The sequence below is a fragment of the Paraburkholderia sp. SIMBA_030 genome, from assembly GCF_046535245.1.
In the GTDB taxonomy this organism is placed as follows: Bacteria; Pseudomonadota; Gammaproteobacteria; order Burkholderiales; family Burkholderiaceae; genus Paraburkholderia.
Map to the genome: position 1 here is coordinate 1 of NZ_JAWRXB010000342.1, position 278 is coordinate 278.

A 278-nucleotide genomic window follows, 5' to 3' on the forward strand; every position below is an offset into this window, starting at 1 on the left:
TTCGTGCGATCCTTGGTAACGACGTTGCCTACGAAGCGCTCCGCTCGGGCAAGAAGCCGTTCCCAGACGGCTCGATCATTGCCCGCCTCGCATACGTCTACAAGTCGTCGCCGGAGAACGACGCCGTGTTTCCCGCGCCTCAATCCTTCGTCGCCGGGGACCCGACGAATGTCCAGATCAGCGTCAAGGACTCGAAGAAGTACGCGGACAGCGGTGGTTGGGGCTACGGGCAGTTCGAGAACGGCATCGCCAACCAGAGCGAACCGCTCTTGAAGACC

At 61.5% G+C, this 278-nt stretch carries 1 protein-coding gene; it reads left to right on the forward strand.

Going from position 1 to position 278, the window contains the following annotated elements; genetic code table 11:
* Nucleotides 1–278, forward strand: a 278-nt coding sequence (locus tag SB772_RS40265; protein ID WP_410838553.1) for a cytochrome P460 family protein, incomplete at both ends; no start/stop codon positions are given.